A 20893-nucleotide genomic window follows, 5' to 3' on the forward strand; every position below is an offset into this window, starting at 1 on the left:
CTGACAACCGAAAGTAAGCATGAAATTACAGATTTTCGCCCCGCACTGGGGCAATGCGCATATCGCGCGCGACAGCTGGATCGCCAGCGTGAAGGCAGCCGGTTTTGATGGCATAGAAATGTCGTTGCCGCTGGAGCAGAAAGAACGTGAAGCCTGGACCAGGGCCATAGAGGATGCAGGCTTACTACTGATCGCCCAGCAGTGGGAGACCGTGTTTCACAGCGACTTCAAAGCGCATAAACAGGCCTTGCGCGAATTGTTGCAGAGCGCATGCACGGCGAATCCTGTGTTGGTCAACACCCACACTGGCAAGGATTTTTACAGCTTTGCGCAAAACAGTGAATTGCTGGATCTGGCCGACAGTATCAGTCAGGAAACCGGCGTGCCCATCGTGCATGAAATTCATCGCAGCCGCTTCAGTGCTCATCCCATGTTACTCATGCCGTATTTGCAGCAGCGTCCTCAATTGCAACTCAATGCAGACTTATCGCATTGGTGTGTCGCCTGCGAATCGCTGCTGGAAGATCAGGCGGAGATGCTGGCGCAGATTTTTCCTCAGGTACGCCATATCCATGCGCGGGTAGGGCATCAGCAGGGACCGCAAGTGAATGACTTCCGTGCGCCGGAACATGCCACCGTGCTGGAACAGCATTTAGGCTGGTGGGATCAGATCCTGCTGCAGCGTCAGGAACGTGGCGAGCCTTATCTGACGATCACGCCTGAGTTTGGGCCAACCCCCTACACACAAACCCTGCCTTACACCAATCAGGTGGTCAGCGATGCCTGGGAGTTGAATGTGGCGATGATGCAGTTATTGCGTGCGCGTTATCAGAACTAAAATCCGGTAGTAGCGGGCACACAGGCAAGCGCACTGAGGCTGGATGCAGATGACATACCTGATGTCTGCGTTTCAGCCTAGCTCGCTTTTTTAGGTCTTATAATGGGCTCACTTCATCCACGCTGAGCGCAACCTGATGCAAATCCGAATCGCCGTCACTGCAGATCTCACAGCCATCCAAACGCTGTTCAGTCAGGCCATGCACGATGCAGACTGGTTACCCAGCGCTGCAAAGCAAGCAGATGATTTTGCTGCTGCCTCCGTCGGTGAAACGATACTGATCGCAGAGCTGGAACCCGGTGTCCCGGCTGGTTTTCTTTCGTATCAGCCTGAGCATGCTTTTATCCATCATCTGTATGTCGCCCAGCATGCGCAGGGACGGGGTGTCGGCCGCAGCCTGCTGCATGCCTTGCATGCGCACTTAGCCTGTCCCTGGCATTTGAAATGCGTCGTCAATAATCACGCCGCGCATGCCTTTTATCTACGCATGGGTTGGACCGTGGTGCAGCGTGCGACATCTGAGCATGGCGATTACTATTTACTCAGGCTGGCGGCGCCTGATATACCTGAGCTGCCGGATTGCGCAACTCAGCAAGATTCATCAAACCCGGCATGAGCACCAGGTTTAAGCTGCAGTCTGTCAGGAGGAAACAGGAATGCAGATGAATACAGAGAGCGGCCCGTACACAGAGCAAAGCAGGCGTGCGCATTATTGGCAGCGTTTTGAACAAGTCGCGGCCTATATTGATGCTTGTCCGGATGGAGATTTATCGCTGGAAAACCTCAGTGCACTGGCTGCGATGTCGCGCTTTCATTTTCACCGGCAGTTCGCCAGCGCATTCGGACTCAGTTTGCATCAATACGTATTGCAGTCGCGTTTGCGCCGGGCCGGCTCCCAGCTCGCATTCCGCACTTCCTTGTCAGTCACCCGCATCGCGCTCGATCATGGCTTTGAGTCGCTCGCTGCTTTTTCCCGGGCCTTCAGAAAAATGAGCGGGCAATCGCCCAGTACGTTTCGCGCTGCGCCCGACTGGCCAAGCTGGCATCAGGCTTGTTCTTTGATTCCCGCTCACCGGAGTATTGCTATGACTTTCAATCATCAAGACGTAGGTATTATCGACTTCCCAGCAACTGCACTGGCCTGTATGGAACACCGTGGTGATCCTGCGCTGATCGGTGACAGTCTGCAGAAATTTATCGCGTGGCGTAAGCAAGAAAAATTGCCACCTGGTCGCTACCGCACCTTCAATATTTTGTACGGACATCCGGATCATGTGCCAGCAGCCGAGTTCCGGCTGGATGTCGGCGTCGCAGTCGATCAGCCTGCATCCTATGCGGCGGCCGGTATCATTGCGAAAACCATTCCAGCCGGGCGCTGCGCCGTGCTGCGTCACATCGGGCTGGATAGTCAGCTGGAACACAGCATAGGCTATCTGTTTGATACCTGGTTACCCGCCAGCGGTGAGGAATTACGCGACTTCCCGGTCTTTTTGCAAAGACTGCGTTTTTACCCCGATGTCCCTGAGCAGCAGGCAGAAGTGGATATTTTTCTGCCGCTACGTTGAAGGCGGTATTTTTAGTGCAGGCTGCTCAGAAATTCCTGCAATCTGGCTGCCAGCACTTCCGGCTGATCCTGCATCACAAAGTGACGCGAGTCGGGAATGGAAACCAGTTTCAGGGTTTTCAGCCCCGGCATCAACGAGCGTACATAGTCGGTCTTGGCTGCTTCTGTTATGTTCAGTGCTGCAAAATCCGGCGCATAGTAGGGCGAGATAATGGTCACCGGCACGCTGATTTTTGGCAATTCAGGGCGCATATCGATTGCAAACAGTTCACTCATGTAGGCGGCGCTTGCGGCCACATCACTGCGTGCGCTGCGTTGTGCAAAATCGGCGGTGTACTGATTGCCGGTCATGGCGATATTGCGCATGTATTGCAGTTGTCCTGCCGCATACTGTTCCGGCGTTTGCCGGGCATAGCGTTGTTGCATACTGGAGGCGAATTCCTGCCTTTGCGTCGCGGTGAAGTTTTCCGAGCGAGGCATGACGGGGAGGCCATCAATCCCAAAGACGCCACGGATTTTGTCTGAATGTGATTCCGCAAACCAGATGGCCAGCGCCGACCCCAGGCTGTGCCCGATCAGCACCGGGCGATCAATTTTTTTCTCATTAATCAGTTGTAGCAAAGAGTCTCGTGCGCGTGACAGTTTAGGGCCCTCCATGGCGGGTTTTCCATCAAATCCGGCCAGCGTCAGCACATACAGGACATGGTCTTTTTGCAGACGCTGCACCAGATCGTCCCAGACATAAGCACCGCTGGATAAGCCTGGAATCAGGATGATGGGGACACCTTGCGTGCCAATTTGATCCACATACAGGCTGCCAGTCTGATAGCTGCTGACAACCGTTTTGCTGACGGCAGCGACAGCAGTTTTTTCAGTGTTGTTGTCTGCGGCCAGGGCATTGCTGAAGTGACTGAGCATCAGCGTACAACTCAAAGCTGCGATACCTGTGAGGTGCCTGATGTGGGTGAGTAGAGTGAATGCAGATGACATGGAAATCTCCTTCGTGAGCGCTACGGTTTCTGTATGTGTCAGACGCTGTAATGCAGACTTAGTCCATAAAAAAAATCTGTTCTATCGGTTTGCCGAATAGCTGAGCGATGCTGAACGCCAGCGGCAAGCTGGGGTCATAACGCCCGGTTTCTATCGCATTGATGGTTTGCCGCGATACTTCGAGCTGATCGGCCAGTGTGGCCTGGCTCCACTCACGTGCGCTGCGCAGCTCCTTAACGATATTGCGCATCTTATTTCTCCATCCATTTGCGGACACAAGTCACTACACCAGTGCCACCCATGAAGATGCTCCAGACGACCCACATGCTGATGCGCGGATAACCGACACCTTCCAGAAAGCCATAGGTCACGCTGAACATGGCGGTGATGCCACCCGCGACGGCGATGTTTTCCATCAGCCAGCCACGCAGATACGCATCCATTCTTGCCACATGACGCACGATGGCCCAGAACATCAGCGCGACCGGCAACGCCGGGCTCAGCGCCAGTGCCGTTTTGGTGGCACTGTCCGGCATGTCTTTGATCCAGGCTGTGACGCTGAACAGGACCAGCAGATACACGCCGATGGCGGCAAACAGTTCACGGAAATACAGGGACTTCATTTCTTTTTCACGCATGGCATTCTCCTTGTTGCTGGTTTTTGTCAAGTTTCATTGACATCGCAATGTTTAAAAAAAGCATGTGCCACGTAAGCGCATGCTGGAAGATAGTAAAGCGTACTTGACACTGCTGGCGAAAAAAGAAGCAGCTGAAAACGCTGCTGATCCTTGAAACACCTAGCCTGTACTACAACGGCGATGTAAAGCATGTTTGACATTGTAGGCGCAAATTAAGCGATGTCAAGCACGCTTTACAAAAAAAATCATCGGTGTGGTTTTTCCTCTATTGCGGTCGCCCGGCAGCGACCCAGTCTATCAGCGCATCCAGCGCGGGTTTGGCTCTGGAGGCCGCATCGTGATTGACGATGGCAACCACGATCCAGGTCTGGTCTAGTGTGTCGCGTACATAACCTGCGATGGCCACGCTGTCTTTCAGGGAGCCGGTTTTGATGCGGGCGCGTGAATCAGCAGCGCTACCCTTCAGACGGCGGCGCATGGTGCCGTCCAGCGCCACGATAGGCAGGCTGCTCAGGTATTCGGCATTCCAGCTACTGCGCCAGCCTGCTTGCAACACCTGAGCCAGCAACTGCGTGCTGAGGCGTTCATTGCGCGACAAGCCAGAGCCGTTTTCTAACACCAGCGTGCTGTCAGCGATCTGCTTTTTGTTTAACCAGTCGCGTATTCTTTGTCTGCCTGTATCCACGCTGCTGCCCGCTGCATTCTGTTCTGCGCCTAAGGTGAGCAGCAGGCTGCGCGCCATCATATTGTCGGAAAATTTATTCACTACACGTACTGTCTCAGCCAGCGTATCAGATTGCCGTTCGACCAGTAACTTTGCCGATTCTGGCGTTGTGCCGTCGATGACCTGGCCTTGCCAACTGCCGCCCATTTCCTGCCATAACTGCCGGAACAGGCGTGCGATGTATTGATTGCGATCCAGCAGATTCAGATGAGTCGTGATCTGACAGTTTTTGGGGAAACCACCGTTGAGCTGCAACGCCAGTACCTCGCCCGGCAGGGTGCTCACTTGCGGCGGCTGCCATTCTTTTTCCCAGTCAGTACAGCTTTTTTGGTTGAAATGCAGATGCGTCTCTATGTTGACTTTATCCAGCGGGGTCAGCAGGCTGGCCTGGATTTTTTTGCTGTCTGAGGTAATTTGCACAGAACTCAGATTACTGTGTATCAGCAGCGCATCCGGAATCACGTTGTAATACGCATCCGGATGTTCATCAAACGGTATCACATCCTGATCGATTCTTTGTGGGTTGAAATAGCTGCGGTCGAGTACCAGATCCCCCTGGAGGTTGCGTATGCCTTGCTGGCGCAGAGTGCGCAGCATGAGTGCCAACTTATCCCAGGTCAGATTGGGATCGCCGCCGCCTTTCAGATACAGATTGCCTTTCAGTAGGTCACGGGTGGTCGTGGCCTCGCTCAGAAGGCGGGTCTTCCAGCGGAATTGCGGTCCCAGCTCTTCCAATGCAGCCAGGGTGGTGAGCAGCTTCATGGTGGAGGCCGGATTAACTGGCTGTTCGGCCTGGTGCTGCAGCAGTGGCGTCGTGTTGTCAGCCGCGATCACGGTCAGACTCAAGGCAGACGAAGGAATCTCATTTTGTTGCAGTAATTCGCTGACTTTGGCAGGTAGTGCATTCTGGGCCAAAGCGACAGATACGGGCAGTAGCAGCATGCAGGGTAGCAAGGCTAAGCGATATAACAGCGGGCGTTTTTTTAACATAGCTTGGTTCAGGGGAAACAGGGTAAGGTCTGGTATTGAGGGCGCATACATACCATATACGCACATCAGACCACGCTGACTGCATCTGGTCAATTGCCCGGGGCTGCGGTAGCGGGTGTTGCCGGTACAGAAAAGAACATGGTTTTTTGTTCATAAAACCCACGAATCAGGACATAAGCCTTTGATTTCGTTATAATTTCGCCCTTTTCCCCGTCACTGGTTTGATCATGACCCTGCTTGCTCATCAGCTAGAACTGCTAGCCCCCGCCAAAAATATAGAGATAGGCAAAGAAGCCATCCTGCATGGGGCGGATGCGGTGTATATCGGCGGCCCCTCGTTTGGTGCGCGCCATAACGCCAGCAACGAGGTCAGTGAGATCGCCGAGCTGGTGCGCTTTGCGCATCGCTATCATGCGCGCATCTTTGTCACCATGAACACTATTTTGCATGAGTCCGAGCTGGAACCGGCACGCCGTCAGATTCATCAGCTCTACGATGCGGGCGTCGATGCACTGATTATCCAGGACATGGGCATCATGGAGCTGGACATTCCGCCCATGCAGTTGCATGCGAGTACCCAGTGTGATATCCGCACGGTGGATAAGGCGCGTTTCCTCGGCGCTTCCGGTTTTTCTCAACTGGTGCTGGCACGTGAACTCACGATAGAGCAAATCCGCGCGATCAAGGCTGAAGTGACGACCCCACTCGAATATTTTGTGCATGGTGCTTTATGCGTCGCATTTTCCGGGCAGTGCTATATCTCGCATGCCGATAACGGACGCAGCGCCAATCGCGGCGACTGTTCGCAAGCCTGCCGTCTGCCTTACACGCTGACGGATGGTGAGGGCAGGGTAGTCGCTTATGAAAAGCATTTGCTGTCGATGAAGGACAATGATCAGAGCCGCAATCTGGAAGCGCTGATTGATGCCGGCGTGCAGTCGCTCAAGATCGAGGGGCGTTATAAAGACATGGGTTATGTCAAAAATATCACCGCCCATTATCGTTTGCTGCTGGATGAGATTCTGGAACGCAGGCCGGAATTCAGCCGCGCCTCCAGTGGTCGCAGCCAGATTGCTTTCACACCGGATGTCGATAAAAACTTCCATCGTGGTCATACCGATTATTTTGCAAACGGCAGGCTGGACAATATCGGCGCCTTCGACTCGCCCAAATACGTGGGCCTGCATCTGGGTTATGTCACACGCATAGGCAGCACCTGGTTTGAATTAGAAACCAATGAAGCCATGGCCAATGGCGACGGGCTGAATTACATGCTCAAGCGCGAAGTGATGGGCATACAGGCGAATACCGTTGAGCGTCAGGGTAGCAATGACAATGGCGAAGTCTGGCGCGTATTCCCGAATGAAAAAATCAGTGAGCTGGCTGGTTTGAAAGTGGGCTTGCTGATGAACCGTAACCGCGATCACCGCTGGGAGCAGGCACTGACCAAAAAATCAGCCGAGCGCCGGGTGCCGGTCTGGCTGACTTTGTCTGACCACGAGCAAGGTTTAGAGCTGGCCATGACCGACGAGGATGGCGTGCATTCTGCGGTACAGCTGGCTTGCACACTGGAGCCGGCGCAGCAGGCTGATAAAGCAGAATCCGGCTTGCGTGACAGTCTGGCCAAGCTGGGTAACACCATGTTTGAAGCCGCCAGCGTGGAACTGCGTCTGCGCCAACCCTGGTTCGTCCCGTCTTCCGTGATTAATGCCTTACGCCGTGACGCCGTGGCGGCACACGAAGCAGCGCGTAGCGCGGCCTGGCAGCGTCCGCAGCGTACCCCGGCGCAGGAACCGCCTGTGCCTTATCCGGAAACGACGCTCAGCTACCTGGCCAATGTGTATAACAGTCAGGCACGTGCTTTTTATCAGAAGCATGGTGTGCAACTGATCGCCGCTGCGTATGAGGCCCATGAAGAAGCGGGTGAGGTCTCGCTGATGATTACCAAGCATTGCCTGCGTTTCTCCTTCAACCTCTGCCCGAAACAGGCTAAGGGTGTGAAAGGTGTGCAGGGACAGGTCAAGGCAGAGCCTATGACACTGGTCAGCGGTGAAGAAAAATATACCCTGAAGTTTGACTGCAAGCCCTGTGAAATGCATATCATTGGTGCGATGAAACCGCATATTCTGCAAGCGCCTCCGCCATCCTCGGTCGCGTATAGTCCGCTGGTGTTTCACAAAACCAGACCGGCCAATCACTGAGCGGCTTTGCTGATGCCGGGATTTGACCGGCATCGCTGGCGGCGCTAATCTGGCAGGCTGACTTTACAAATTGTCTGTTCTCTTTGCTCTGGAATTCCGCATGAAAAAAATCGTCGTCAAATTTGGTGGTTCTAACCTGCGTCAGCCGCAGGATATCGACCGTGTCGTGAATGTGGTGCAGGCCTATCAGCGTCCGTTGGTGCTGGTGGTATCTGCGTTTTATGGGATCACCAATGCGCTCATCGCCTGCGTACAGGCCGCCAGAGAAGGTGCTGGCACCAAGGCCGCACTGGCTGAAAGCCAGAACTACACGCAAACTCTGCGTGCGCTGAAAAAACAGATACTGGAAGCGAATATCAGCGACCCTGAGCACAGAGCGCGTACCGAGCAGGCACTGGGAGCAAGACTGGATCAACTGGATCGCTATCTGACCGGCATACATTGCATAGGCGATGTGCCGACCTTTGTGAATGATGCGATTTTAAGTTATGGCGAGCGCCTGTCCAGTCTGTTGCTGACCGAGGTCTTGCTGAGTCGCGGCATCGCTGCGCGTGAAGCCTTACCTGAAGATATCGGTCTGATTACCGATGGTGTATTCGGTAACTCAGCCTGTGATTTCGCGGCCAGTACCGCATCCGTTTCTGCCGCGCTGGCAGATGATGTGGTGTTTGTGGTGCCGGGATTTTATGGCATCGACGCGCAGGGAAAAACCACGCTGTTTGGGCGCGGCGGTTCCGACTATTCAGCGGCCTCGATTGCGGCTTGCATCTCGGCGGAGTCGCTGGATGTATGGAAGGATGTGGATGGTTTCCTGAGCGCTGATCCGGGGGCAGTCAGTGCGCCACGCTCTATCTCGCAACTGAATTATCTGGAAGCGGCGGAGTTATCGTATTTCGGTGCAAAAATTTTGCATCCGCGCACAGTGGAGCCTCTGTTTGACCGCGATATTCCTATCCGTATTCTCAATATCACCCAGCCTGAACGTGGCTTGCAGCCTTACACCATCATCGATGCGCAACGTCATGTCACGCGCGATGTGGTGAAAAGCGTGAGTTCTACCGACGATGTTGCTATTCTCAAGTTGCATGGGCCCGGCGTCGGTTTCAAAGCCGGTATTTTGGCGCAAGTGACCAATACCCTGGACCAGCACGGCATCAACATCAAGAGCGTACTGACGGCGCAAACGGCGATCAATATTTTGCTGGCACGCGATCATCTGGACGCGGCGTACGCGGCCTTATCCGAACATCATCTGGCAGGTGTGGTCAATGTCAGCTGTGACGATGCGGTTGCGATTGTTGCGGTGGTTGGCGATGGCGTGCTGGATGCTTCTGATGTTGGCAGTGCGATAGCGAGCCGTGCTTTGTCGGCGGCGCTGGCCGGTGGTGTAAGGGTGCGTCTGGCAGCCGCCGGAGCAAGCGAGGTGGCAGCCTATATGCTGGTGCAGCAGGAAGACCGCAAGCTGGCGCTGCGTCTGGTGCATGAGGAATTTTTCGGAAAATAAGCGTGCAGATGCAAACGCTGATGGCAAGGGCTGCAGACGAATGGCAGCCCTTTTTATTTTGTGCGAAGCGTCTTTTTGCTACCCGGGCTTTGCCGGAATTGTTCAAGTATCGCTAAAAAATTCCGGCTTGCACCATCCAGCGTGGACAACGGCCGATGCGCGATACCGATCTGGCGCGGCAAGGCAGGGCGTAGTGGTCTCAGCTGTAGCATGGGTTGCGGTCGCGTCGGGTCAGACGTATCCAGCGGCAGAATGGCCGCACCGTAGGAAGCTGCCACCAGGCTTTTCATGGCTTCGGTGTAATTCAGTTCTATCTTGGCACGCGGCGCATAGCCAGCTGCAGCAAACCATTCCATGGTCAGCCGGTACATATGGGTACTGGGTTCATTAAAGATCAGTGCTTTATCCGCCAGCCAGTCGGGCGTAATGATTTTTGGTGCTTGCCAGGCAGCTGGCAAAAACGCCATCATCGGGTCAGTACGCCAGTGACGGATAGTGATTTCTTTGGACGGGTTTTGTGGCATGGCGACGATGCCTATATCCAGCGTGCCCTGTTCCAGTCCTTGTAGTGTTTCAGCCGAGCCAGTAATGCTGACATTGACATCGATATCCGGAAACTGGCGGCCCAGGGTTTCCATCACTTGCGGGAGTTGAGCCACCAGAATGCCGCTGGAGGCACCCAGTCTGACGCGTCCTTTGACCCCCGCCACTTGTCGGCCTACTGCCGCAATCGCTTCGTCGGCGTCGCGCAATAATTTTCTTCCATGCTCAGCCAGCGTGAGGCCAGCCGCAGTCGGTGTCACCCGCCGCCCACCCCTTACCAGTAAAGGGGTATCGAAACGCTGTTCCAGTTCCGAGATATGCAGGCTGATGGTGGGCTGCGACAAATGCAGCGCCTGCGCTGCAGCCGAGAAGGTACCCAGATCGATAATCGCGATCAGGGTTTTTAACTGATCCAGACTCAGTTCACGCATGCTGCCTCCTGTGCTATCCGGTGAATTACGTAAAGCAAATTATCAGTTTTTCTGATTATATCGATCAGAATTTGTCACTTCCCTGATTTTATCTGAAGTCGCAAGATAGCAGTCAATTCTTCAGGAGGTGTGAGATGGCAAGTCAAAACAGGATTGTTGCATTAATTAAATTCTGCGGAGCCTGGCTGCGTCAGCGGCGCATTGCACGGGGTCAGGATGCGTTGGAATTACGTGGTATGGAAGACCGGGAATTGCTGGATCTGGGGATAGGACGCAGTGAAATTCCAGGCCTCCTGCAACAGGAAACGCCAGAAGATGCGGTGCGTTTGCAGTCGATACGCAGCACTGCAGTCAGTCTGTCACCAGTCAGTTCGGAAATGCGGGGAGATGCTCGGCGCCGATCTGTCTGAGCTACGGCGTTGAAAGGTCTGCATGTTAACTCAGCATCAGGCGTCACTGCACCGTGATTCAGAATGGTATCCAGCCGCGTTTTAAAGCGACACCGGCGATCAGGATAAGGCAGGAGCTGTAATACAGCGCGCCCCACAGCGGGCTGGCTGGCGCGGTTTTTTCAGGTGTGCCTGCATATAACACGCGGCGGCAAGACCACAGTGAAAAGGCGATGAAAGCAATGCCCACCATGCCATGTGCGATCGAGGCGGTATTGATCGCTTGCATCAGGTCGACGCAACCCAGAGCGCTGAAGCAAAATAAAGTGGCGATTGCCATGACTTTGAATTTAGTCTGCACTGTCGCCAGATCCAGTTTGTTTGAATTCATGTTATTCATTATCAATATTCATTCAGCAGATAACCGCTGATAAAAGAAAAATATTCACGTAGCCAGGCGTTATAACGCAGATACAAAGGCGTTTCAGCCGACGCGCTGGCAGTATGACGAAAGCCGGCGCGCTGCGCAATCCTGGCGGAGCGCAGACTGTGAAAATCGCTGGTCACGATTAGCAAACCTTGTTCTGGTCTGACGCCATATTGTTGCAGCAAAGCGCTGCTGAAGGCAAAATTTTCATAGGTACTGGTACTGCGCTCCTCTTGCCAGATGCGTGCAGCCGGTATGCCGTGCGCACGCAGATAGTCGCCCATGATTTGTGCTTCAGTGCAGTCACGCCGCCAGTCTTTGCCGCCGCTTACCATGATCATCGCCTGCGGCAGGCGTTGCGCCTGTATGATGCCCGCATCCAGCCGTGCGGCCAGGGTTGGCGAAGCCTGACAATCCAGCGTGCCTGAGCCCAGTATCAGTATGGTATCGACCGGCTTTCCGATGCTGGCCAAATCGGTTTGATAGCCATGCTGGATATGCCAGAAAAATACTGCAACGCTGCCCACCCATGCCAAGGTTGCGCTCCAGCCCAGACGCCACAGCCAGCGTCGCCATGTCGGGGTGGAGAACCAGTTGCGTAAACGCAGCCAGTTGCTCCCGGCCAGAACCAATGCCAGTCCTACAGTGAGGGGAAAAAATGAACCGAAATGAAAAACACCTCGCCACATGACATAGATGGCATCGGTGACTAGCAAGGCACCGAGTAGTATCAGTAAGCGCGGAATGAGGCGAAACAAACTAAAGCGTGTCAAACGATATCCTCCTGATTCAGGTACAGCCCGCGGTACTGCTGACTGTTAGCGTGAGACGGTGTGTTTTTTACCGGACTCTTGTCATATTGAACAAACGCAGGCATTTTAACTTGCTTTCAGAATGAGTCCTACTCATCCATTGCGCATCATAGGCTGACTATTTTTTTATGCCAGGCAGTTCAGTGAGCGCCACCCAGTACGCTTTGTGCGGTCTGCAGATAAAACGGAATCCCAAACAAGATATTGATCGGGAAGGTCAGTCCTAAAGACAGGCTGAAATACAGTGAGGGCGATGCTTCAGGTACGGCGTAGCGCAATACCGCAGGCACAGCGATATACGAGGCACTCGCAGCCAGCACCATAAGAAGTCCGCCATCTCCGGCAGAGATCTGTAACAGCCAGGCCAGACCCAGCGCCAGTGCTGCGTGACAGACCGGTGCCAGAACGGCCCAGGCCAGCAGCAAAGGTGACTTGTCACGCAGCTCAGGCAGGCTACGCGCGGTTTTCAGGCCCATGTCGAGCAGGAAAAATGCCAGCATACCCTTGAACAGATCACCGGAAAAAGGCTGCATCGCAGCCTTACCCGTGTCACCACTCAGGATGCCAACCAGCATGGCACCGATCAGCAGCAACTGTGCGCCATCGGTCAGCGATTCATGCACGATTTTGCCTATGCTGGAAGATGCAGCGGGTCTTGGCTCCACCCCGGTTTGTGCGCTCACAGTGGATGCGGGCGCTGCCTGGCGCAAGGTGTTGGCAAGTAAGACGGCAAATACGATGGCCGGTGATTCCATCAGCGCCATCGCCGCCGACATATGACCGCCGTAGCTGAGTCCGTGTTTTTCCAGATATTGGGTGGCGGTGATAAAAGTGACCGCACTGACGGAGCCATAGGTGGCTGCCAGCGCTGCCGCGTCAAAGCCTGACACCAGCTTGCGCAGCACCAGATAACTAAGCGTGGGTACGATCAGAGCGAGACTGATTGCCAGCCCCAGACTGCGCGCAATGTCCCAGTTGAGGCCAGAATGAGACAGTGCAAAGCCACCTTTGAGACCGAGTGCCATCAACAGATACAGTGATAAAAAACGGGCAATCTGCGCTGGTATTTCCAGGTTAGAGCGTATCAGCCCGGCAAAAATGCCGAACACAAAAAAAAGGATGGCTGGGTCAAGTAGGCTGTTCATGATGGCGAGGGCGCAGTAGGTTGGGGCGCCGTTACAGAGTGGAATTGAGGCGCATGATAGGGAAGGTCAGCTATCAGGTAAAATCAATTTTTATCGTGTTTATCATCAGTGAAAATCTATGAATGTGACTTTCCGTCAATTGAAGCTATTTTTGGCGCTGGTGGAATTGCGTAGCCTGACCGCAGTCGCCCACAGCATGCATGTGACGCAACCCACAGTCTCTATGCAAATGCGTGATTTGCAGGATGCGGTAGGTTTGCCACTATATGAGGTGATAGGCAAACAACTGTATATCACTGCGGCTGGTGAAGAGCTGGCCATCGCAGCGCGCGCCATGACCGAGGAATGGTCAGTGTTTGGTCAGAAAATCGCTGCCATGCAAGGCCTGACCCAGGGGCGTTTGCGGTTGGCGGTGGTGAGCACTGCCAAGTACTTCGTGCCGCGCATGCTGGGTGCGTTTTGCCGCGAATTTCCTGAGATAGATATCGCACTTGAAGTGCAAAACCGCGACGGCGTGCTGCAGCGTTTGCGTGAGAATCGCGATGATTTGACCATCATGTCTATGCCACCTAAAGATCTGGATATTGAGCAGGAGATTTTTTTGCCAAATCCCTTGCGTGTGATTGCCGCGGTGAGCCATCCGCTGGCAGCCAGAAAACGCCTGAAGCTGAGTGATTTAGCACATGAACGTTTTATTCTGCGTGAAAAAGGCTCAGGCACGCGGCTGGCTTGTGACCGTTATTTTTCTGATCAGGGCTTTCAAGCCCGGGTCCGACTGGAGCTGGGGAGTAATGAGGCGATCAAGCAGGCGGTGGCAGCAGAGATGGGTATCGCGGTGTTATCCCAGCATGCACTGGGCGAACATTTGGTGGATGAGTCTTTGTTGGAATTGCCGGTAGCCGGTTTTCCTATCCATTCTAACTGGTACATTGTTTATCCAAAAGGCAAACGCCTGACGCCGGTAGCGCAGAAATTTTTGAGCTATCTGCAGGCTAGCACCCGGGAAAGTGAGGGCTCAGCCTTTGTCGGCAGGCACGATGTTCTACTCTGACCATTATTGTTTTTTTGATGTATAGGCTGATGCTGTGTTACATCTTTCAGTCAGATATTCTGGCCTGTTGACATTGAAATTACATCTCGCAATTTCAATGTCAACAGGCCCTGGCGCAGCCGGAAAATATGGATTGCCGCTCACTGAGTAAGTAAACTTTGTGTGTCAGAAAAAAAGCCGGGAATAAATTCCCGGCCTGAATTGGTCTTGCTTAGTTTAATAATTTTTGTATGAATTTTTAAAAGGCGGAAACCATGATATTGTATTCAATGTCTTAGCGTTTCAAGGTAATTACACTGCTATTGAGCCCATCGCTGAGACTGATTTGCAAGCTGCCGCCTGCTGGCAGTTGTTGCAATGACAGGCGCTGGTCACCGTCTGTAACAGACAGTGCCAGCGCAGTGCGCTTCCCATTGGCTGCGATATGGATCACGCTTAACCATGGCTGTTGCAGATGATTCCAGCGTATACGCAGGCTGCTTGCCGTCAGATTCGTCGTCAATGCCTGTGCCGTGACGGGAGCTGCATCTGCTGATAATTTCAATCCAGTTGCGGCTTTAGGCTGTGCAGCGGCTGCATTAAGCACGCCAGCTTTTGGCAGCAGCTGACCTTGTTTCAGCACATCGATACTGACGATACCTGCAATCGATGGCAATACGACGGATACATGCATACTGCCAGCATGATCCAACTGCAGTGGTGTGAAGCGACGCAAGGTGGTTTTGCCATCACTGCTGACGATCTTCAACTGATACTCACCGCCTTCTGTATTCGCGGTATAGCCGCTGCCTAGGAATTGTACTGGTGATGGATTAAATGTACCGCCATTCAGATCACCTGAAATCATCATCATGTTTTGTGCAGCTGCCGGATTGGCTGCGATCTGATTCGCCGCGACCTGATTCCCAGCCACCGCTTTATAGTCGGCTTTTCCTCGAATATGGCCGGACATTTTATTGAAGCTGTATTCTGAGAACCAGAGTTTGCCGCCGCAATAACTCATCAGATCCGGTGAGCGTGAACCCAGTACACCCGGTGATGACAAGATGCCGGCGCCCTGGTTGTACAGTGGTACTTCGCTGAGCTGCGCTTTATCTGAGTTAGGCCAAGGCAAAGGATCTGTCGAGAAATAAGGATCAGGACCAGAAGGGCCGCCACAAGGTGCATGCGACAGGCTCAGGTTATGTCCGACTTCGTGTATCATGGTTTCATCGGTTGCATCTGCACCGCTACGCAAATCACGTCCGATCGCAGTCAGATAGGAAACGTAACCGATACCGGTGGTACCACTCCATTTCATCCACGGGACCATGCCGTAGTAATGGTCGCTACTTTTTTCACTGACGCGCAGTTTGTCTAGCAAACTCAGTACCTGGCCCATTTGATCCTTGCCGCTGAGGCTGTCATCAAAGGTGCCCGCCGGTGCCCATGGCGCATGAACCGTGACGACCACATTCGCGAATGGCATCAGGCGCTTGACTACGGAGGTTAACACTTCTGCTGTCGGGATTTGTGCAGTTTGTCCATTGATGATCAAGGGCACCATGGTGATACGGATCGTATTGGCATCATTGACCACCAGATTGGCAGACAGTGACTGACCGTCACTGGTCACGATATCCATAGCGGCACCGGATTTGATCAGGCGGCCCGGGATAGTCGTGTAGCAATGCTGATTCAGCGTGTAGGAAATCGCATTGCTGCTGTCGTCGGCTGGCAATTTCGCCGGACAAGTCATTGCGAATTGCTCTCCACCGATTTTTACGTTAGTGGCCGGTGTGACCGCATCCGCACTGCGTGCATACAGATAAGCACGTACCAGCAAGTCGCGATTCGGTATCAGAGTCTGGTATTTGCTGCCCGGACGCTGTGCCAGCACCTGTGCCAGCTCCATGGTGGCGAGCCTAGTTTTGGCCACCACAGGTGTCACTGTCAGGGTATAGCTGGCGCTAGTGGCAGTGTACAAATCAGCCGGTAAGCCTGCAGTAATAGTCGTGGTGCCCGTGTTCAGGGCGCTGATATTGCCACTCACGGCATCAACCGTGGCGACCGCTGGATTACTGCTGCTGTAGCGGATCGCAAAGGTGTTCAGCGTTGAACCGCTCAGGGTTTTTGCAGTTGCCGCCTGTATCGCTGTGCCAGCCACGCCGCTGACCACGGATTTGCTGGCTTCAGCAAAGTTCAGGACTGCCGGTGTCAAACAATTGATGCTGATCGTCACATCGCTATTGGCAATTGAAGTCCGGCCAGTCGGGCTGGCGCTGCAGCTTTGACCGCTGGCAGGCTGCGCAGAAATCGTCGCACCATATTTTTCTCCGTTCAGCACAGGAATAAAACTGGTTCCACTGCCATTGCCCGAAATCGTTTCTGCGCCGCGCACCCATCCAGTATCGTCATAGCCATCCACCACCAGACTCAGGTTGCTGCCGGAGCTATTGTCAAAGCCGCTGGTGCTCAGGGTAATTTTGTAACTTGCACGGGTACTCGCTGTGGTCGCCGGACTGTTATCGGAACACAGACTATCGGCACAGGCTTGCAACTGATAGCTGTAAGCCGTGCCTGGTATCAGTCCCGCATCAGGGAAACTGAGTGCGCTTAGTTTGTCGCCGCCCACTTGCACACCATTACGCTTGAGGACATACCGGTTCGCTCCACTGACCGCGCTCCACGATACAGTGAGGCTGCTGCTATTGTTGACGACCACGCTGGGCGCTGTCGGTACCGCTGGCGCGACTGGCGGTTTAGGTGGGGTCACTACCTCTGCCAGCGTTTGCACACTGAGTGCCGTGCTCCAGTCTGAGCAGGTGTTGGTATTGCAAGCCTGCAAACGATAGCTGTAATTGCTTGCTGCCGTCAGCCCGCTATCGAGATAAGTGACCTGACGGATATCGGCGCCATTTGCGATCAGCTGACCATTTCTTTCGAGTTTGTAGCTGGACGCACCGTCCACGGCGGTCCATTCCAGGCTGATCTGGGTGGTTTCAATTTTTGTGGCACGTGGGACTGCAGGTGTTGCGACAGTCACTCCTTTAGCCTTGGTCTTACCTGTTAATTCAGAAGGTTTAGAGCAGCCAGTGCTGGCGCAGGCATGCAGGCGATATGCATAGTCGGTGCCGGGTACCAGATTGGAATCCTGATAGCTATTGCTGTTAGGACGTGAAACTAATTGGAACGCTGCCGGGTCTTGCGGGTTAATGTTATTGCGCCATACCTCGTAGTAGCTGGCGCCAGCGACTGCCTGCCAGTTCAGTGTGATCGTGGTATCGGAGCTCGCTTGCACGGTCGCACCACTGACGGTAGCCGGTGCCTGAGCGGTCGCGCCGCTGCTGGCTGGCGTATCTGAGGTAGCGCCACCACCGCCACCGCAGGCACTGAGAGTGAGCGCAAGACAAGCTGTAGTCAATAATTGTAGGGTAGGTTTCATCACAGACCTCTGAGGAAGACGAAATCAGGCAAGAATGACCTGAAAAGCGTAGCAAAATAGAATCTTAGTTTCCGCAATAGTGGAAAATAGCGCTAAAGAATTTCAAGCATGCATCCTGCCGCAGGAAATTCCGGGCAGCAATGAAGATTACAAAAGGAAACGTTTTTTTCCTATTGCACTTTGGTGAAAGAAAGCGGTGAATGTGTAAGGATGTGTAAGCTGGACAACGAAAGGCAGATTTGCCCGCCTTATTGCAGGTTATTTGAGGCTGATCCACATCAGCAGGATATCACTGTAACGGACGAAAAAAAAACCAAGCGCCAGCGCTTGGTTTTTCGTATTCTGGTGGAGTCGGCGGGAATCGAACCCGCGTCCAGAAGCACTCTACAGACAGTTCTACATACTTAGTGCTGCCATTTGATTTAACCACATTGACGCGGACGCACACGCTGCAATGTAGCGAGTTACCTTAAGTTTAATCTTGCGCCAAGTAACCCGGTTCAAGACGATTCCCTATGAATGTCCTTACTGCTGTTGCCAGCCCACCCTAGGGAAGAGGTGGTGTAAGGTTAGCCGGTATTAAGCGGCTAATGCGTACGAATTATCGTTTGCAGTTATATAGTTCAGATTGTATTTACGAGGTAGTCTGGCCTCGGTATGCCCTGCGCTGCTTTGCAACCCCTGTCGAAACCTGGTCGACCCCAAAGCCCTGCTAGTATAACCTATTACGGGACTTCGCGTCCAAGCTTGTCAGGCAGGTTTTTTCTGCTGCAGTTTGGCGCGTATCAGTTCTAGTAGTTCCAGTGGGCTGTCGACGATCGCATCTGCCTTCCAATGTGCCGGTTCGGTGGCACCGCAATAACCCCAGGCGGCAGCGATACTGGTCATACCTGCGGCCTCAGCCGCCTGAATATCACGCAAGTCGTCACCAACATACCAACAGTCTTGTGAGCGCACGCCCAATTGCCTTGCGCCTTCCAGCAAGGGGGCGGGATGTGGTTTTGCATGCGGCGTAGTGTCGCCAGAGATGACGCAGCGGGCCTCCTGCAAGTCGATCTGAGGAATCAGTGGTGTCGTGAAACGCTTAGCTTTATTGGTCACGATGCCCCATGGCAGTGCCAGCAAATCCAGGCCGCGTAACAGACTGGGTACGTGTTCAAATAATTTGCTGTTGATGGCAATCGCGGATGCATACTGCTCAAGAAATTCCGTGCGCATTGCTTCAAAATCCGGATGCTCCGGTGTGATCTGAAAACCTGCCTGCAATAAGCCGCGTGCACCTGCGGATGCCTGAGGGCGCAAAGTCAGATAATGGACAGGTGCCAGATGGCGGCGGCTGCGCATGGTATTGACGGCGGCAGCCAGATCGGGGGCGGTATCGGCCAGGGTGCCGTCGAGGTCAAACAATATGGCTGATGGAATACGCATAGGTGATGACGAAGGAAAAATCAGTGATCAGACGATAGCTGAGCGAGCAGCGGGCTTGGCCGGTCGTTCAGCAGTGGGAACTCAGGCTGGACGTACGCAGGCGACCATGTAGTTGACACTGGTGTCGTTATTGAGTGAGTACATTTTGGTGAAAGGGTTGTACCCCAGGCCCTTCATTGTTTTGAGCTCAAGGCCTGCATTGCGGATATCCTGAGACAGTTCGGCTGGTGTGATGAATTTCGCATAATCATGTGTGCCCTTAGGCAGCATTTGCAGCAAATATTCGGCACCAATAATGGCGAACAGATAAGACTTAGGATTGCGGTTCAGTGTGGAGAAAAACACATGACCACCAGGTTTAACCAGTTTGGTGCAGGCGCGGATGATAGAGGCTGGATCGGGTACATGTTCCAGCATTTCCATGCAGGTCACGACATCGAACTGCCCAGCTTCTGCTTCAGCCATTTCTTCAGCGGCGATCAGTTTGTAGCGTACCTGCACGCCCGATTCCAGGCTATGCAGATCGGCGACTTTTAAGGCTTTTTCCGATAAATCGATGCCAGTGACGGACGCACTTTTTTTAGCCATCGATTCTGCCAGGATGCCACCACCACAGCCGACATCAATCACATTTTTACCTGCTAATGGTATGCGTTGGTTAATCCATTCCAGACGTAAAGGATTAATTTCATGGAGAGGGCGGAATTCTGAACTGGGGTCCCACCAGCGGTGAGCGAGTTCACTGAATTTTTGAATTTCTGCTGGATCGGCGTTCAAGGTAGACATGGTAAGTTTGACTGGCGCAGTTTATTGGCGCGAGAGGCAAAAAGCGTATTGTAGGCGATTCGCGCGGCAGCCGCTTACTTTGCCTGAAATGAAAGTCGCAGCGTCTGCGTTACCGCAGAAAACATCCATATTTTTATCGGCGACCCTGGCAGCTGTGCATAAAAAAAAATCCTGCACCGATGAAAATGATTCAGCAAAAAGTGGGAATTCTGTTGTGATGATACGTGCATTGCGGCACAGAGGCTGCATCTTTGGTGTGTTTATTTTTTGAGGAAAATAAAAAACCCCGCACGAAGCGGGGCTTTTCAAACAATCAGAGACTGATTATTTTACGTTGCGTGTACCAACAACTTCGATCTCAACGCGACGGTTTTTAGCACGGCCTTCAGCTGTTTTGTTGTCAGCTACAGGTTGTGTTTTGCCTTTGCCTTCAGTGTAAACACGGTTAGCTTCGATACCTTTGCTGACCAGGTATGCTTTTACTGCTTCAGCACGACGGATGGACAGTTTTTGGTTGTATGCATCTTTACCAACAGAGTCAGTGTGACCAACTGCGATCACAACTTCCAGATTGATTGCTTTCAATTTGGATGCCATGTCGTCCAGCTGAGTTTTACCTTCTGGTTTCAGAACAGCCTTGTCGAAGTCGAACAGTGCGCTCGCTGCGAAAGTGACTTTTTCAGAGGTTGGTGCTGGTTTCGGTGCTGGCTTCGGTGCTTCAACTGGAGCAACTACTGGAGCTGGTGGTGGTGTAGCTGCTTTAGGCGCTTCAACAACCAGAGGAGCGTCGCAACCTGGCACTGCATCAGCAGGTGTCCAGTAGCCAGTGCGCCAGCACAGACCGAATGCGTCACGAGCGATTACACCGCGTGCATCCTGAACGTATGCGCTGTTTGGTGTAGCTGCTTTGATGTCTTGTTGCGCGGCAGCAGAAAAGGATGCAACTGCGGACGCTGCGATAACGAGCTTAACTAAAATTTTCATATTTCTCCTCTCGGGTGAGATTTA

19 protein-coding genes and 1 other RNA gene are annotated in these 20893 nt (G+C 53.4%); 7 read left to right on the forward strand and 13 right to left on the reverse strand.

Features of this window, described 5'->3' with window-relative positions; genetic code table 11:
• Positions 1-19 precede the first annotated feature (19 nt).
• The 3 genes from H8K47_RS10085 to H8K47_RS10095 all read left to right on the forward strand — a co-directional run bounded on the left by H8K47_RS10085 (position 20) and on the right by H8K47_RS10095 (position 2403).
• Positions 20-838, forward strand: a complete 819-nt coding sequence (locus tag H8K47_RS10085; RefSeq protein WP_186881277.1) for a sugar phosphate isomerase/epimerase family protein — start codon at positions 20-22, stop codon at positions 836-838.
• 136 nt (positions 839-974) lie between these two features.
• A complete protein-coding gene (locus H8K47_RS10090; protein ID WP_186881278.1) occupies positions 975-1454 on the forward strand; it encodes a GNAT family N-acetyltransferase in 480 nt (159 codons plus the stop codon).
• A gap of 46 nt (positions 1455-1500) precedes the next feature.
• Positions 1501-2403: an AraC family transcriptional regulator gene (locus tag H8K47_RS10095; protein ID WP_186881279.1), complete on the forward strand. Its 903-nt coding sequence runs from the start codon at positions 1501-1503 to the stop codon at positions 2401-2403.
• Positions 2404-2414: 11 nt separating this feature from the next.
• On the opposite strand, the gene H8K47_RS10100 is transcribed toward H8K47_RS10095, so the two are convergent.
• The 4 genes from H8K47_RS10100 to dacB all read right to left on the reverse strand — a co-directional run bounded on the left by H8K47_RS10100 (position 2415) and on the right by dacB (position 5744).
• On the reverse strand, positions 2415-3392 hold the full coding sequence (locus H8K47_RS10100; protein WP_186881280.1) for an alpha/beta fold hydrolase: 978 nt from the start codon (positions 3390-3392) through the stop codon (positions 2415-2417).
• 58 nt (positions 3393-3450) lie between these two features.
• The gene (locus tag H8K47_RS10105; RefSeq protein WP_162021392.1) at positions 3451-3642 is read right to left on the reverse strand and encodes a helix-turn-helix transcriptional regulator; all 192 of its coding nucleotides are present in this window, start codon (positions 3640-3642) and stop codon (positions 3451-3453) included.
• A gap of 1 nt (position 3643) precedes the next feature.
• Complete coding sequence (locus H8K47_RS10110) at positions 3644-4030, reverse strand: hypothetical protein (protein WP_186881281.1); 387 nt, start codon at positions 4028-4030, stop codon at positions 3644-3646.
• A gap of 265 nt (positions 4031-4295) precedes the next feature.
• The gene (gene dacB / locus H8K47_RS10115) at positions 4296-5744 is read right to left on the reverse strand and encodes a D-alanyl-D-alanine carboxypeptidase/D-alanyl-D-alanine endopeptidase (protein WP_186881282.1); all 1449 of its coding nucleotides are present in this window, start codon (positions 5742-5744) and stop codon (positions 4296-4298) included.
• Positions 5745-5971: 227 nt separating this feature from the next.
• On the opposite strand from dacB, the gene H8K47_RS10120 reads away from it, so the two are divergent.
• Together H8K47_RS10120 and H8K47_RS10125 are read left to right on the forward strand one after the other, a co-directional pair.
• Positions 5972-7945, forward strand: coding sequence for a peptidase U32 family protein (locus H8K47_RS10120; RefSeq protein ID WP_186881283.1), 1974 nt, complete (start codon positions 5972-5974; stop codon positions 7943-7945).
• Between the two features lie 100 nt (positions 7946-8045).
• The gene (locus tag H8K47_RS10125) at positions 8046-9449 is read left to right on the forward strand and encodes an aspartate kinase (protein ID WP_186881284.1); all 1404 of its coding nucleotides are present in this window, start codon (positions 8046-8048) and stop codon (positions 9447-9449) included.
• A 53-nt stretch (positions 9450-9502) separates the two neighbouring features.
• On the opposite strand, the gene H8K47_RS10130 is transcribed toward H8K47_RS10125, so the two are convergent.
• Positions 9503-10423 carry a LysR family transcriptional regulator gene (locus H8K47_RS10130; RefSeq protein ID WP_186881285.1) on the reverse strand — a complete coding sequence of 307 codons (921 nt, stop codon included), beginning with the start codon at positions 10421-10423 and terminating at the stop codon, positions 9503-9505.
• A gap of 134 nt (positions 10424-10557) precedes the next feature.
• Between H8K47_RS10130 and H8K47_RS10135 the strand changes: the two genes are divergently transcribed.
• Positions 10558-10833 (forward strand): YjiS-like domain-containing protein, encoded by a 276-nt coding sequence (locus H8K47_RS10135; protein ID WP_186881286.1) that lies wholly within the window; start codon positions 10558-10560, stop codon positions 10831-10833.
• Between the two features lie 58 nt (positions 10834-10891).
• On the opposite strand, the gene H8K47_RS10140 is transcribed toward H8K47_RS10135, so the two are convergent.
• The 3 genes from H8K47_RS10140 to H8K47_RS10150 form a co-directional block, all read right to left on the reverse strand.
• A complete protein-coding gene (locus tag H8K47_RS10140) occupies positions 10892-11203 on the reverse strand; it encodes a hypothetical protein (RefSeq protein WP_186881287.1) in 312 nt (103 codons plus the stop codon).
• 11 nt (positions 11204-11214) lie between these two features.
• Positions 11215-12012 (reverse strand): YdcF family protein, encoded by a 798-nt coding sequence (locus H8K47_RS10145; protein ID WP_230410189.1) that lies wholly within the window; start codon positions 12010-12012, stop codon positions 11215-11217.
• 179 nt (positions 12013-12191) lie between these two features.
• Positions 12192-13196 (reverse strand): sodium-dependent bicarbonate transport family permease, encoded by a 1005-nt coding sequence (locus tag H8K47_RS10150; RefSeq protein WP_186881288.1) that lies wholly within the window; start codon positions 13194-13196, stop codon positions 12192-12194.
• 118 nt (positions 13197-13314) lie between these two features.
• Here H8K47_RS10150 and H8K47_RS10155 point away from each other — a divergent pair, with 118 nt between their 5' ends.
• The gene (locus H8K47_RS10155; RefSeq protein ID WP_186881289.1) at positions 13315-14247 is read left to right on the forward strand and encodes a LysR family transcriptional regulator; all 933 of its coding nucleotides are present in this window, start codon (positions 13315-13317) and stop codon (positions 14245-14247) included.
• A 274-nt stretch (positions 14248-14521) separates the two neighbouring features.
• Here the strand turns inward: H8K47_RS10155 and H8K47_RS10160 are convergent, their stop codons facing one another.
• From H8K47_RS10160 to ompA, 5 genes are all read right to left on the reverse strand, one after another.
• Entirely contained in the window at positions 14522-17671 is a 3150-nt protein-coding gene (locus tag H8K47_RS10160) for a fibronectin type III domain-containing protein (protein ID WP_186881290.1), read from the reverse strand.
• Between the two features lie 343 nt (positions 17672-18014).
• Positions 18015-18374, reverse strand: a transfer-messenger RNA (tmRNA) gene (gene ssrA / locus H8K47_RS10165).
• Positions 18375-18421: 47 nt separating this feature from the next.
• Positions 18422-19099 carry an HAD family hydrolase gene (locus H8K47_RS10170; protein ID WP_186881291.1) on the reverse strand — a complete coding sequence of 226 codons (678 nt, stop codon included), beginning with the start codon at positions 19097-19099 and terminating at the stop codon, positions 18422-18424.
• Positions 19100-19180: 81 nt separating this feature from the next.
• Complete coding sequence (ubiG, locus tag H8K47_RS10175) at positions 19181-19885, reverse strand: bifunctional 2-polyprenyl-6-hydroxyphenol methylase/3-demethylubiquinol 3-O-methyltransferase UbiG (protein WP_186881292.1); 705 nt, start codon at positions 19883-19885, stop codon at positions 19181-19183.
• Positions 19886-20209: 324 nt separating this feature from the next.
• The gene (gene ompA, locus H8K47_RS10180; RefSeq protein ID WP_186881293.1) at positions 20210-20869 is read right to left on the reverse strand and encodes an outer membrane protein OmpA; all 660 of its coding nucleotides are present in this window, start codon (positions 20867-20869) and stop codon (positions 20210-20212) included.
• Positions 20870-20893 lie beyond the last annotated feature (24 nt).

Source organism: Cognatundibacterium rugosum, from assembly GCF_014284365.1.
Classification (GTDB): Bacteria; Pseudomonadota; Gammaproteobacteria; order Burkholderiales; family Burkholderiaceae_D; genus Undibacterium; species Undibacterium rugosum.

Coding starts and splice junctions, on each gene's coding strand:
- H8K47_RS10155 (WP_186881289.1), top strand. CDS start 13,315: ATGAATGTGACTTTCCGTCAATTGAAGCTATTTTTGGCGCTGGTGGAA.
- ubiG (WP_186881292.1), bottom strand. CDS start 19,885: ATGTCTACCTTGAACGCCGATCCAGCAGAAATTCAAAAATTCAGTGAA.
- H8K47_RS10085 (WP_186881277.1), top strand. CDS start 20: ATGAAATTACAGATTTTCGCCCCGCACTGGGGCAATGCGCATATCGCG.
- H8K47_RS10135 (WP_186881286.1), top strand. CDS start 10,558: ATGGCAAGTCAAAACAGGATTGTTGCATTAATTAAATTCTGCGGAGCC.
- H8K47_RS10150 (WP_186881288.1), bottom strand. CDS start 13,196: ATGAACAGCCTACTTGACCCAGCCATCCTTTTTTTTGTGTTCGGCATT.
- H8K47_RS10105 (WP_162021392.1), bottom strand. CDS start 3,642: ATGCGCAATATCGTTAAGGAGCTGCGCAGCGCACGTGAGTGGAGCCAG.
- dacB (WP_186881282.1), bottom strand. CDS start 5,744: ATGTTAAAAAAACGCCCGCTGTTATATCGCTTAGCCTTGCTACCCTGC.
- H8K47_RS10095 (WP_186881279.1), top strand. CDS start 1,501: ATGAATACAGAGAGCGGCCCGTACACAGAGCAAAGCAGGCGTGCGCAT.
- H8K47_RS10130 (WP_186881285.1), bottom strand. CDS start 10,423: ATGCGTGAACTGAGTCTGGATCAGTTAAAAACCCTGATCGCGATTATC.
- H8K47_RS10160 (WP_186881290.1), bottom strand. CDS start 17,671: ATGAAACCTACCCTACAATTATTGACTACAGCTTGTCTTGCGCTCACT.
- H8K47_RS10140 (WP_186881287.1), bottom strand. CDS start 11,203: ATGAATTCAAACAAACTGGATCTGGCGACAGTGCAGACTAAATTCAAA.
- H8K47_RS10090 (WP_186881278.1), top strand. CDS start 975: ATGCAAATCCGAATCGCCGTCACTGCAGATCTCACAGCCATCCAAACG.
- H8K47_RS10120 (WP_186881283.1), top strand. CDS start 5,972: ATGACCCTGCTTGCTCATCAGCTAGAACTGCTAGCCCCCGCCAAAAAT.
- ompA (WP_186881293.1), bottom strand. CDS start 20,869: ATGAAAATTTTAGTTAAGCTCGTTATCGCAGCGTCCGCAGTTGCATCC.
- H8K47_RS10125 (WP_186881284.1), top strand. CDS start 8,046: ATGAAAAAAATCGTCGTCAAATTTGGTGGTTCTAACCTGCGTCAGCCG.
- H8K47_RS10170 (WP_186881291.1), bottom strand. CDS start 19,099: ATGCGTATTCCATCAGCCATATTGTTTGACCTCGACGGCACCCTGGCC.
- H8K47_RS10110 (WP_186881281.1), bottom strand. CDS start 4,030: ATGCGTGAAAAAGAAATGAAGTCCCTGTATTTCCGTGAACTGTTTGCC.
- H8K47_RS10100 (WP_186881280.1), bottom strand. CDS start 3,392: ATGTCATCTGCATTCACTCTACTCACCCACATCAGGCACCTCACAGGT.